At 68.3% G+C, this 11,415-nt stretch carries 12 protein-coding genes and 2 pseudogenes; 6 read left to right on the top strand and 8 right to left on the bottom strand.

Annotation, left to right across the window (positions count from 1 at the left end; genetic code table 11):
- Positions 1-171: 171 nt before the first annotated feature.
- The gene (locus AB1460_RS33010; protein ID WP_368966135.1) at positions 172-471 is read left to right on the top strand and encodes an IS3 family transposase; all 300 of its coding nucleotides are present in this window, start codon (positions 172-174) and stop codon (positions 469-471) included.
- A 285-nt stretch (positions 472-756) separates the two neighbouring features.
- Here the strand turns inward: AB1460_RS33010 and AB1460_RS33005 are convergent, their stop codons facing one another.
- The 3 genes from AB1460_RS33005 to AB1460_RS32995 are packed head-to-tail and all read right to left on the bottom strand — an operon-like array spanning position 757 to position 3,045.
- Positions 757-1,527 carry an SDR family NAD(P)-dependent oxidoreductase gene (locus AB1460_RS33005; RefSeq protein WP_368966131.1) on the bottom strand — a complete coding sequence of 257 codons (771 nt, stop codon included), beginning with the start codon at positions 1,525-1,527 and terminating at the stop codon, positions 757-759.
- Complete coding sequence (locus AB1460_RS33000) at positions 1,524-1,973, bottom strand: nuclear transport factor 2 family protein (protein ID WP_368966129.1); 450 nt, start codon at positions 1,971-1,973, stop codon at positions 1,524-1,526. The genes AB1460_RS33005 and AB1460_RS33000 overlap by 4 nt, the downstream gene beginning before the upstream one ends.
- A 55-nt stretch (positions 1,974-2,028) precedes the next feature.
- Positions 2,029-3,045: an LLM class flavin-dependent oxidoreductase gene (locus AB1460_RS32995; protein WP_368966127.1), complete on the bottom strand. Its 1,017-nt coding sequence runs from the start codon at positions 3,043-3,045 to the stop codon at positions 2,029-2,031.
- A gap of 392 nt (positions 3,046-3,437) precedes the next feature.
- Here AB1460_RS32995 and AB1460_RS32990 point away from each other — a divergent pair, with 392 nt between their 5' ends.
- The gene (locus tag AB1460_RS32990; RefSeq protein ID WP_368966125.1) at positions 3,438-4,073 is read left to right on the top strand and encodes a TetR/AcrR family transcriptional regulator; all 636 of its coding nucleotides are present in this window, start codon (positions 3,438-3,440) and stop codon (positions 4,071-4,073) included.
- Positions 4,074-4,279: 206 nt separating this feature from the next.
- Here the strand turns inward: AB1460_RS32990 and AB1460_RS32985 are convergent, their stop codons facing one another.
- Both AB1460_RS32985 and AB1460_RS32980 read right to left on the bottom strand, forming a co-directional pair.
- A complete protein-coding gene (locus tag AB1460_RS32985; protein ID WP_368966136.1) occupies positions 4,280-4,561 on the bottom strand; it encodes a hypothetical protein in 282 nt (93 codons plus the stop codon).
- Between the two features lie 66 nt (positions 4,562-4,627).
- Positions 4,628-5,472, bottom strand: a protein-coding gene (locus tag AB1460_RS32980) for an IS5 family transposase (protein WP_368966123.1) whose coding sequence is annotated in 2 segments (ribosomal slippage) — positions 4,628-5,152 and positions 5,155-5,472 — 843 coding nt in all. Because the reading frame shifts where the segments join, the coding sequence is not laid out codon by codon here.
- A 71-nt stretch (positions 5,473-5,543) separates the two neighbouring features.
- On the opposite strand from AB1460_RS32980, the pseudogene AB1460_RS32975 reads away from it, so the two are divergent.
- A pseudogene (locus AB1460_RS32975) lies at positions 5,544-5,891 on the top strand (acyl-CoA dehydrogenase); the annotation flags it as partial.
- Positions 5,892-5,928: 37 nt separating this feature from the next.
- Here the strand turns inward: AB1460_RS32975 and AB1460_RS32970 are convergent.
- Together AB1460_RS32970 and AB1460_RS32965 are read right to left on the bottom strand one after the other, a co-directional pair.
- Complete coding sequence (locus AB1460_RS32970) at positions 5,929-7,323, bottom strand: phosphotransferase family protein (protein ID WP_368966121.1); 1,395 nt, start codon at positions 7,321-7,323, stop codon at positions 5,929-5,931.
- Between the two features lie 109 nt (positions 7,324-7,432).
- A complete protein-coding gene (locus AB1460_RS32965) occupies positions 7,433-8,209 on the bottom strand; it encodes a tyrosine-protein phosphatase (protein ID WP_368966119.1) in 777 nt (258 codons plus the stop codon).
- An 89-nt stretch (positions 8,210-8,298) separates the two neighbouring features.
- Here AB1460_RS32965 and AB1460_RS32960 point away from each other — a divergent pair.
- The 3 genes and pseudogenes from AB1460_RS32960 to AB1460_RS32950 form a co-directional block, all read left to right on the top strand.
- A pseudogene (locus tag AB1460_RS32960) lies at positions 8,299-8,673 on the top strand (SDR family NAD(P)-dependent oxidoreductase); the annotation flags it as partial.
- Positions 8,660-9,118, top strand: a complete 459-nt coding sequence (locus AB1460_RS32955; protein WP_368966133.1) for an SDR family oxidoreductase — start codon at positions 8,660-8,662, stop codon at positions 9,116-9,118. The pseudogene AB1460_RS32960 and the gene AB1460_RS32955, both read left to right, overlap by 14 nt.
- Before the next feature lie 199 nt (positions 9,119-9,317).
- Positions 9,318-10,268: an alpha/beta hydrolase gene (locus AB1460_RS32950; RefSeq protein WP_368966117.1), complete on the top strand. Its 951-nt coding sequence runs from the start codon at positions 9,318-9,320 to the stop codon at positions 10,266-10,268.
- On the opposite strand, the gene AB1460_RS32945 is transcribed toward AB1460_RS32950, so the two are convergent.
- The gene (locus AB1460_RS32945) at positions 10,265-11,269 is read right to left on the bottom strand and encodes a helix-turn-helix domain-containing protein (RefSeq protein WP_368966115.1); all 1,005 of its coding nucleotides are present in this window, start codon (positions 11,267-11,269) and stop codon (positions 10,265-10,267) included. The two genes, AB1460_RS32950 and AB1460_RS32945, sit on opposite strands and share 4 nt — an antisense overlap.
- Between the last annotated feature and the right edge of the window lie 146 nt (positions 11,270-11,415).

Raw genomic sequence — 11,415 nt, 5'->3', positions numbered from 1 at the left:
AACGCAACCCCCACGCCACCCGCATCGTCGCCCGCGCCTGGATCCGGGTGATCTGGGCCTGCTGGCACAACGCCACCCCCTACGACCCCACCCTCCACCAGACCCGCCAGCGCACCCACGGCCTGACAACTTGACTCAGAAGACTGAAACGCTACGTCGCACGGGAAGTCTATCGCCTTCTGCCGCCATCAAACGCGGCCGAGCACCGCCGCGCCACAGATTCTGATCCGTCACCTCAGGCCGCTTGACATCTATAGGAGCATCAACGCCGCCGCAGAATCCTTCTGGGCCACCCTCAAGAAGGAGCTCATCCACCTCCGCCCCTTCGACACCATCGACCGCGTCCGAGCCGGAGTCTTCGAATACATCGAGATCTACTACAACCGGCAGCGGATACATTCCGCGATCGACTACCTCACCCCTGTCGAGTTCGAGGAGAAATTTGACGAATCGGGTCTTTGTGTAGCATAGTCAGTACTGTCCACAAAATCGGGAACGTTCCACCCCGTCGAGATCCATGTCCTTTGGCCACGGCGGCCGGGTCCGAGACGTCGAGGCGAACGGCGTGGAGCTGGGCACCCGTCGCATCCCGGATCTCGTCCGCGACCCTCTACGCCCTTCCGCCGCTCTGATCGGATACCACGACGGTGCGTCCGGCCGCCGCGAAGCGATGGGCGCATGCTCTCCCGCTCCCCGCGCCCGCCGCACCGGTGACGAGAGCCACTCCGCCGCTCATTCCGGTCATGTGACTCCCTTTCAACGCAGCACAACCTGCCCGCCGTCGAGCATCAGCGTGGCGCCGGTGAGGTACTGCATGTCGTCGGTCACCAACGCCATCACCGCGCGGGCGATGTCGTCGTGTGGATCGCCGAGCCGGCGCAGCGGGGTCGTCCGACGCGCCTGCTCCCATTGCCGGGGGAACTCGTCGCGATAGCGCTCCGCCGCCGGGGACCAGCCCGCGGGGCAGACCAGGTTCACTCTGATCTGGTGCTTTCCCCACTCGTTGGCGGCGACCTTCGTCAGCCCGCCCATGGCCTCCTTCGCCATCGCGTAGGAGACCATGCCAGGGGCGCCGCGCACCCCGATGCCGGAGCCGAAGTTGATCACCGACCCGTGCCCGGAGTCGCGCAGCGGCTCGAAGCAGGCCTGCATCATGTGGAGCGCGCCGAGCGGGCCGGTGCGGAAACTCTCCAGCCCGCTCTCGTCGTCGACCTTCGCGGTGGGGACGTACTTGGTCATGTTCCCGCCTTGGGCGTTGTTGACGAGTGCATCGACGCCGCCGAACACGTCGAGCACACTCGCGACCGCCCGCTCGGTCTGGGCACGGTCGGACACGTCGCAGACCTCGACATGGGCACGGCCCCCGCGGTCGGCGACGCTCGAGGCCGCGTCCTCCAGGGTGCGCCGGGTCCGGCCGAGCAGCGCAACAGAGGCACCCTCCCCGGCGAAGACCTCCGCGATCGCGCGGCCGAGCCCCTGGCCCGCGCCCGTGACGACGGCTACGCGGCCCTCCAGCCGTCCGCTCATACCCGCGCCTCGATGCCCAGCAGTCCCACGACGGGAGAGGTCGCGACGCATCCTTCGACCGTCGCCACCCGACGCCGGAACTTCCAGCCGTCGCCGTCCGGGACGACCTCGTCGACGTACGTGCCCCAGTGGTCGAGGCCACGCACACCGATGTACTGGAAACACGCGTAGGTGCTCGCCGAACCGTCCGGCCGGGGGCGGATCAGGACCGAGGACAGGTAATGCCTCGCGGGCAGGAATCCCGCTCCCACGAAGCTGTCCTTGGTGGACCGGAAGAAGTCCAGCACACCTGCGGGCCCGCGCCACTCGGACCTGTTCGTCACGTACTCGGCATCCTCGGCGAAGAGTTCGGACAACTGCCGGATCTTGCCCGCGTCCGCGAGGTACTGGTAGCGGGCGAGCAGGTCGCCGACGCCGATCCGGGTATGCAACTCTGCACTGTCCATCGTCATCCTCCAAAAAGCACACCGCGGAGTCTCCGCGGCGGGGCCTGCCGTCGTCTCACATCGGGGAACTCGCGCCCTGCCGCGACTCCGACCCACCGCGGGCGTCGACCGGAGCCAGCAGGGGGACGAGATCACGGCAGATCGTCTCCATGTGGCGGACGACCATCTCCTCGGGAAGCCCGGCGAGGGAGACGAACATGAACACCGTCTCGACCGGTGCGCCCGAGGTGAACGCGCGCACACGCTCGGCGACGACGGCGCCGGTATCGCACCAGAAGTAGTTGAGCAGCGACGAGTCGCGGCCGCGCAGCCGTTCCGGGTCGCGCGGCGCGGGCACCGGCCGGCCGGTGCCTTCGACAGCGTGCTCGTTGTAGGAGTCGAGCTGGTAGGCGAGCCGATCCTTGACGAGTTCCCAATCCCGGTCCGGGTCGTCACTGACGAAGGCGTTGATCAGTCCGGTCATCCGTCCGATCTCCGGGTCATGTCCGGCCTCGACCAGCCCTTCCCGGTAGGGGGCCCAGCTGCGCGCGTCGGCGGTGAGCAGTCCCTCACCGAGGAGACCGGCTCTCCGGGCACCCTTGAGCCCCTGGTACCCCATCCAGATGGGCAGCCGCGACTGCACCGGCTGCGGACGGACCCCGCCCGGCGACAGCAGCGCTCGCACTTTGCGGGCGACCTCGTCGGTCTGTCCGTAGCGGCGTTCGAGGGAGGCGCCGAACAGCTCGAACTCCGGGACGCGGTAGCCCGCACCGAGACCGAGGTCCAGGCGGCCGTCCGAGATGAGATCGATCACCGCGGCCTGCTCCGCCAACTCGGCGGGGTGGTGCAGCGGGGCGACGACGATGGCGGTGCCGAGCCGTACCCGCCGGGTCCTGGCGGCCACGGCGGCCAGGAACGTCAGCGGCGCGCTGAGGTAGTCATCGGCGAACAGATGGTGCTCGGACGTCCAGATCGAATCGATGCCCGCGCGCTCGGCCTCCTCGACGAGCTCCAGCGTGAACGAGTACAACCGTGCCGGGTCCTGCCGCCAGCGCGGCGGATTGCGCAGGTCGAGATACAAACCCACCTTCATGTCGTGATCTCCTCTCCCCGCGCACGGGTGCCGACACAGGACCGGACCGCAGCATCGGGCTCCATCGGGTTCTCGTGTTCCTGCGCGGCCCGTCCGTTGCGACCGCCACTCCAAGTCCTGTGCGCGGAGCGGGCGAACTCGCCCGTTGAGCCAGCAGGACGACTTTTTGACGATATCGTCAACAGAGTAGGAAGCGTGGTCCCGGCCGTCAAGCCTAGGCCCTCGATCGATCTGCCGCCAGACGAACGAGCCCTGAGCCAGAAGCGACGACAGCGTCAGACTTCGTGCGCGTGGGCGGGGTACGCGTCCGTCCGGCGGGACCTCCCGTCCAGCACCGTCCAGGCCGCTATCCCCGATGGCCCGCGCCGGGTATCGACTACGCTGACTTAATCATGAAGAGCAACAGGGCCGATGTCGGGGGTGAGGCGCCGGCAGCCGGCGGCACTCCGGTGGAGCGCCTCGGCCAGCGAGCCCTCCGGACCCGACAGCGCATCCTGGACACCTCCAAGCAATTGTTCCTTGAGCGGGGCTACGCTGGCACCAGCGTCAACAGCATCACGACAGCGTGCGGCATCTCGCGCGCGGGCCTCTACACCTACTTTCGCGACAAGCGGGAGATCTTCGAGATCCTCGGTACGCGGACACACCGTGAGATCCTCACCGTCGTCGAGAGCCTCGAGAACCTTCCCCAGCCTGCCTCGCGGACGGACTTCGAGGTCTGGGTGCGCGAGTACTTCGACTTCATGAACGAGCACGGGCCGTTCATTCTCGCGGCACAGTCCGCACCGCCGGACGAGGAGATCCGGATCGCGGGCAATCGGCTTCAGATGCGCGTGGCCTGGCTCATCGGCCTGCACCTGCGCAACCGCCAGAAGACGCCGACCCAGACGCCCGAGGCATTGGGACTGACGATCCATGCGATGCTGGACCGCAGTTGGTTCCACCTGCGCGGCCAGGGCGTCCCGGTCGACGAGGACGACATCATCACCACGATCAGCGAGAACCTCGTCGCCGTCCTCGCCGGTTAATCGGGAGAAGGAGCGCAATCCGCCCAGCGGGCAGCGTCGACGGACACGACCTGCGGACATGTCGATGTTCCTGTCCACGACACGATCCACCGTGGTGGCCGGAAACGGCGCCCGTACCGCGTCGTTCAAGCCGGGAGAAACCGGAGGGTCCTATCTGACCTTGCCGTCAACTTCCGCCACCGCCACGTGGGTGCCGCCGGCCGGATTCAGGGCTGGCCGTTGGTGGCCCGGAGTTCGACGTAGGAGCCGGCATCCATGCGCATCTGCATGCCCGTGACGTACCGCGACTCGTCCCAGGCCAGGAACAGCACCATGTCCGGAATAGCCGAGGGCCACAGGGGAACGTCAAAGTCGGTTTGTGCTGGTAGCGGTTGCGATGATCGGCAGGATTCGGGTTCGGTCGGCGGCGATACGTTCCAGGGTTCGGTGATTTCGGTGATCCCGGCCAGGCGTAACAGGCCCAGAGCAAGGTTGTGCAGCGCGACCATGACGTGGACACCGGTTCCGGCGTAGGCGTGCTGGTGGTCTTCGCGGTAGAGGGTGTCTGAGAAGGGTCAGGCGGGTGCACGGGTAAGGCGACGCAACAAGATCATGGCCATTGCCAGGTAGATAGAATTCTCGGAGGTGGCGGTCAGGTATTCATAGTCCTTGGACAGGCGGCGGTATTTACCCAGCCAGGCAAAGGTGCGCTCGACCACCCACCTGCGCGGCACCACCGCGAACTGAGGTACCTGCCGTGGCGGTGCCCCGACCGAGGCCCAGGTATGACGGAATCCACCATCACGCCGGGAGACGATCTGAACGTCGACATCGACCGCGTCCTCGGCCCAGTTGCAGAAGTCCCGGCCACGGTAGCCCTGGTCAGCCCACACGTGCCGGAGCCGGACGAAGGCATCACGGGCCTGGGACAGCACCACCATCGCCGCCAGACGATCATCCACGCTGGCCGGGCTGACACAGGCCACCAGCACGGTACCGAGGGTGTCGACGAGCAGATGACGCTTGACACCGTTGACTTTCTTGGCACCGTCGTAGCCATGCAGCCCACCCCGGTCAGTGGCCCGCACGCTCTGACTGTCCCCAGGACACCCGCCCCCGGAGTGGCATCACGACCGCCACTGGTGCGGTCACGTTCGCGTAACCCGGCCAGGATCTGCTCCCAGCGGCCCTCGACCCGCCAGAGGCACCAGTAGTGATAGACCGTCTGCCAGGGCGGCAGATCATGCGGCAGCAGCCGCCAGGCACATCCCGCCCGTATCCAATACGCCAACGCGTTCACGATTTCCCGGCGTTCATGCGCCGGCGGCCGGCCACCGGGTTTGGGGGCGGGAATCAACGGAGCGATCAGCTCCCACTCGGCATCGGACAGATCGGTCGGATACCAGCGCCACTCGGCCATGACCAGCCTCCCTCACACCGAGGCTTCACACACCCCCTGACCTACCACCCTCACCCTTCTCAGACACCCTCTATCAGTTCCCCAATGTCATGTTCGGCCACAGGCTCCCGGTCCGGCTGGCCGCCGTCATCGACTGGGAGATGACGACCATCGGGGATCCCCTGCTGGGGTGGGACGGCGAGTTTCCGAGTGCCGACCACGTCATCGACGTCGTCGGCATGCCGCGCCGAAGTGAGCTGCTCGAGCACTACGAGAAGATCAGCGGACGGTCCACAGAGGACACCGGCTACGACCTCGTGCTCGCGAACTTCAAGCTCGGCGTCGTTCTCGAGAAGAGCTATGCCGCGCTGGTCCGGGGTGAGCGGGTGAGTGACAAGGTCGAGATGTTCGGCCCGATGGTGCTCCAGCTGATCGCAACGAGGCTGGTGGATCGACGCTGCGCCGCGGGGGGTCGGGTCAGCGGGGCGGGAATGGCTGGCACGGGTGGTGTTGCGCCATTGCGGATCCTTCGGGCCCGAGGAGCATGTGTGCTCGTCGGGTCCGGCGGTTGAATAGGTGGAGGAGTTCGTTGTCGTGGACGCCGTTGTCGTCGATCACGAACTTCTCGAGTGCTTCCTCCCCTTCCTGCCAGGTGGCGGGCCGGTGCCCGAGTAGGGGTTCGAGGTCGTCGAGATCCGCCTCGACGACCTTGCGTCCGATCTCGTTGAACCGCTGTAGGTGCCGCGCGAGCCGGAAGGCCATTCGAGCCTCGTAGGTGCTGACGTTGCTCGCCCCGGACATCCCGACGGTGCTGCTGATGCCATCGGTGGCCGGGAAGTGTCGCAGCGACTCGACCAGGTGCCCGAACGCGGGGGCGTTCGGGCCTACCTCGGGGCTGGGTACCTCGACCTGTTCCAGATCGATGCCGAAGTTATCGGCGTACGCTTCGACGACCATGACGTTGGTCTCGGTGCACCACTGCAGGTTGGTCATGTAGCCCGACCCGAGGGGCGGCGCGGCGAGGGCGGCGTGGAAGGTGAGCTGGTTGGTGAGGGTGAAGGCGAAGTGGTGCCAGCGGATCGCCTCGAGATCGACCGGCTCCCCGCGGTACTCGCCGTAGCGGGCGTAGAGGTCTTCGAAGTCGCCGTAGTTCATGATGGTGCCGCGCATGCGCCAGCCCGCGAGGTCGATCATCGGGTCCCCGATATGGCCGACCTCGAAGTCGATCATGGCCAGCATCTGGCCGTCGCGGTGCAAGAACTGGCCGGAGTCCCAGACCACGGGTGCCTCGCGGCCACCGGTGTCCGGTGGGTTGCGGTGGCACCATGCCAGGCCCCATTCCATGAGGGGGTCGGGCCGCTGTTTCGATGACCGGTAGGAGCGCTCGAAGGCGGCCATGCCGGGCTGCCAGGACAGTTCGGGTGCGGTTGCCCGGGTGATGCCGGCGTCGGAGAACTGCTGGACGTCGAGGCTGTGCATGCGGGCCAGAGCCTGCAGGTACTGGTCGACGACGGCGTGTCGCTGGGCATCGGTGCTGTCGGTGAACTCGAACACGCCGTCGACCCGGTCCATGACGTAGAAGTTCGGCTCGTCGCACGATCCGTGCACGTGTGGGACCGGAATGCCGTTCTCCTCGAGCAGCCGGTGGAGTGTCATCTCGTGGTTGAGGGTGAACTGCGGGTCGGTGTCGACGCGGGGGCCGCGGACGTAGAGCGGCAGGGTCTTGCCGTCGCGGACCACGTCGACGTACCAGCATGGTCGCCAGCGGGCCTGGCGGTCCATCCGGACCACCTCGCCGAGCTCGGATTGCAGCCACTCGCGCACCGACTCCTCGGTCGGGACGTTCTGAGCGTGGGCTAGGTCGGCAGTCACGTACGCATCTCCGTAGGGCTCACCGGCCGCATCGCCCGAACCAGGCGGGGCCGCGTCGGCTGGGAAGCCGGGGCCCTTCGCAAGGGCGCTCCCGGCCGCAACGGCAACCCTATCTGACGAGTTCGTCAAACCCAAGAGGAGGCCCGTCCGCCCGCAAACGTTCCCGGACAGCGGCGATCTCGGGGGCGGGTACCCCGTGCCGCCGCAGCCATCCGGTGACGGCGTCCGGCGTCGTGCCGACGGTCGCGAACACCACGTCGATCGCGCTGTCCGGCACACCGAGCACGTCGGGCCGGTACTGGACGCCGCCGTCCGGCCGACGCCGAAGCAGGGCCGGCATGGCCGCGGACGTGCGACGGTAGTCGGCACGTATCTCGGCCGGGTCCACACCCAGCAACCCCAGGATCACGGCCACCAGGACTCCCGTCCGATCCTTGCCGCCGGCGCAGTGGATCAGCACGGGGCCCGGCGAGTCGCCCAGCAACCCGACGAGGGGACCGGCGACCTCGCCCAGCCCAGAGATGATCTTCCGGTACACCCGCGCCAGCCTCGGGGCACCGTCGTCGGACGGCCGCGCCGCCCGCGGTTCGATCAGCCGGTCCAGTAACGGGAAATGGTGGACCTCGGCCCCCGATGCCGCGAGCGGATGCTCGGGTGACCGCTCCGCCGCCGACCTCAGGTCGACGACGGTCCGCGGCGGCCAGACGGGTACCGCCAGCGGGATCCGGTCCCCGGCGAGCGGGGCGTCGGAGCGGTAGAGGACCCCCGTGCGCACCTCGCCGCCCCCCCGCAGCGGCAACCCTCCCACGTCTCGAAGGTTGACGAGGTGTGGCGGGGGCCCCGCCGAAGGGGCCGACCCACCGGACGACCGGGAATCTGACGGCACTCGTTCTCCTTCGCTCGATCGGGCGTACGTGTGACGATATCGTCAGATCATGACGATGCGCCGACTGGAATCGATCGCGACGGTCCCGGATGCACTCGAGGCCGAGCGTGAGCGCGCGGACGGCGTGGTGGACCCGCAGGTCGGGCCTCCCGGGAACCGTGGCCGTTGTCGTCGGCGGGGCCGGCGGGCTGGGGCTCGCGATCACCGACGACCTGCTCGACAACGACGTCCGTGTCGCCGTGGTTGACCGGGACCGGCACGCCACAGAGGCACTGCTCGAGCGGGGCGCCCCCGAGCTGACCGTGCTCACCGGCGACGCACGTGACGTCGACGTGCTCACCCGCCTCTACACCGCGGTCGACGAGCGATGGGGCCGCCTGGACACGGTCGTCCACTGCGTCGGCGGGACCTTCCGAGCGGACTTCACCGACACGACCCCGAAGGGCTGGGATGCGCTCCTACGGACCAATCTGGTGCACGTCCTGCACTCGTGCTCGCTGGCGGTTCCGCGGATCCGCGCTGGCGCGCGGCGGCAGCATCGTGAACCTGACCACGATCGAGGCCCACCGGGCAGCCCCGGCCTTCGCGGTCTACTCCGCCGCGAAGGCCGGTCTCGCGCACCTGACCCGGTCCCTCGCGGTGGAGCTCGCCCCAGACCGCATCAGGGTGAACAACGTGGCGCCCGACCTCTACTCCGACCGTGCCGGGCGGCGCGCCACACGTCGCGGGTCCGGACGGGGCCCCGCCCGGGACGGTGGGCGGGATGGCACTGGAACTCCACCGCGGAGCCGTTCGTCTGGACCGCGACAGCCGGGGAGATTCTGGCCAAGGTCAAACTCGTCGAGACCAACATCAGGAAGTTGGTCGCCAACAACGGCTTATAAAGAAAGCGGAATCACGGTCCACTAGCCATGAGATATCGGCACTCAGACGCCGCACTACGTCAACCTGTAAATCACCGTTCTCCGACCGTCAGTGTTCCCGGGCTCTCCAACTTGCCGGTGTGTCGGACCGCGGGGCGTGATTTCGCGACGCATGTCGGATGCCGGGGTGCGGTCAAGTGACCCAGAATCGGATCGAGCCCCAACGCCGTGAAGGAGAACGACCCGTGACCTACGCATTCGACCCAGAAGTAGCGGCAGTCATCCCGATGCTGCCCGATTTAGACATCAGGGACCCGCAGGCCGCGCGGGAACAGTTGCGCACCGCGTTGGCCGAGCAGATCGCCGGCGTCGATACCACCGGCGTTACCGTCCGCGAAGAACTGGTGCCTGGCCCTGAGGGCGCACCGGATGTTCGTGTGCGGATTTACACGCCCGAGCGCATCGCCGCGCCCGCCGCGATCTTCGATGTCCACGGCGGCGGGTTCATCGTCGGCGACCTCGACACCGTCCACCCGAACAATGTGCGGGTCGCCAGGGACCTGGGGGTCGTGGTGGTGTCAGTGGACTACCGGCTGGCCCCCGAAGCGCCGTACCCGGCCGGGCTCGAGGACTGCTACGCGGCGCTGGTCTGGACGGCGAAGAACGCCGCCGAACTCGGCGTCGACCCGAACCGGATCGCGATCCACGGCGTCAGTGCCGGTGGCGGGCTGTGCGCGGCGCTCGCGCTGCTGGCCCGCGATCGCGGCGGCCCGGCGATCGCGTTCCAGTACCTGGGAGTCCCCGAGCTGGACGACCGGCTGGGCACACCCAGCATGCGAGCGTTCGTCGACACTCCGATCTGGAACAGGCCGAAGGCGGAGATTAGCTGGGACTGCTACCTCGGGCCCGGCGTCCGCGGTGGCGCGGACGTCCCGGTCTACGCCGCACCTGCCCGGGCGACGGATCTAGCCGATCTTCCGCCCGCGTACATCTCGGCGATGCAGTTCGACTGCCTGCGCGACGAAGGCATCGCCTACGCCCAAGCGCTTCTTGCTGCCGGGGTGGCCACCGAACTGCACCTTTTCCCCGGCACGTTCCACGGGTCCATGATGGTGGAGTACGCCGCGGTGACCAAACGCGAAACCGCCGAGGAGATCGCTGTGCTCGCGAGGGCGCTGGACGTGGAACTGCTCTAACCGCGCTCGGCCAGGCGGCGGGCGAGCAGCGCGAGCCGGGCCCGGAACCGGTCGCCCGGCTCGTCCAGCCGCCAGCCCAGCGCGTCCTCCACATGCGCCAGCCGTGCCGCCACCGAGGAGTGGTGGCGGTGCAGCGTGACCGCCGCCTGCCGCAGGGAACCTGTGCGGCAGAACGCTTCCAATGCCGCGACGTCGGCCGCCCCGGTCGGCGTCGCGGCCAGTTCGTCCAGCGCCTTGACGTCGTCCTGTGCCCGCAGCCGCGCCACCGGGATCTCCGCGAGCAGGGTCAGCGAGCCCAGTTCGCCGTGCACCACAACGGGCTCCGCGGCGGGGACCGCGAACCGTTCGGCCAGCCGCGCATGCAGCCACGAACGCCGCGCCTCAAGTCCGGGCACGGCGTCCCCGACACCGATCCTGATCCCTCCGGCGGTGTTGCGTTCGCGCGCCCGTTCGTCCATAGAGGACCGCAGCACATCGGTCACCGAACCTTCGCGTGGCTGCAGCAGCACCGCGGCGGCCCCGCCGACGGCCGCCACGTGCAGCTGCGGCAACGGCCCGCCTCGCGCCAGTAACCCGACGGCGGCCGCGCCTGGGTCGCTCCCGTCTTCGGTACCGACCGCCCCCACGCGCACCGGCCGGGAGGCGTCGAGTCCGAGTAGTACGAGCGCCCGTGCCCGGTCTTCGGCGGCGGCCTGTTCGCCGAGCAGCAGCTCGATCAGTGCCGGGTCGGCCAGATGTGGCGCGGGCCGGGCTGGTTCCGGCCTGCTCAGCAGGCGGGCCGCGAGCACGAACCGTTCCAGCACGAGGTCGTCGAGCGGCCCGCTCGAGCCGGGCCGCTCCAGCCACACCCGGCCTCCCGAGTCGCGTCCCAGGTCCGCCGACGTCGGCTCGGCGACCGCGTCGCCTGCCCGATCCCCGTCCGGTGTGAACCGCAGCGGCGGGGACGTGCCGTCCCGTTGCAGACCGGCCACGCATCCCGCCAGTGCCGCGGTGACGCGCACCAGATCGGACAGGCGGGCCCTAGTACTTCAGCCGGACTTTAGTGATCATTTTGATCTGATGGGTCATGGTTGAGATGCGACGTTGAGGTGGAGCCGGTCCAGGCACGCAAGAGGCCACCGGTGATCATCGAGGTTTGTGACGACTC

Origin of the sequence: Parafrankia sp. FMc2 (assembly GCF_041008525.1) — a bacterium.
GTDB lineage: Bacteria > Actinomycetota > Actinomycetes > Frankiales > Frankiaceae > Parafrankia.
The sequence above is the reverse complement of the archived record's forward strand: the minus strand, read 5'-3'. Positions and strand labels throughout refer to the sequence as shown.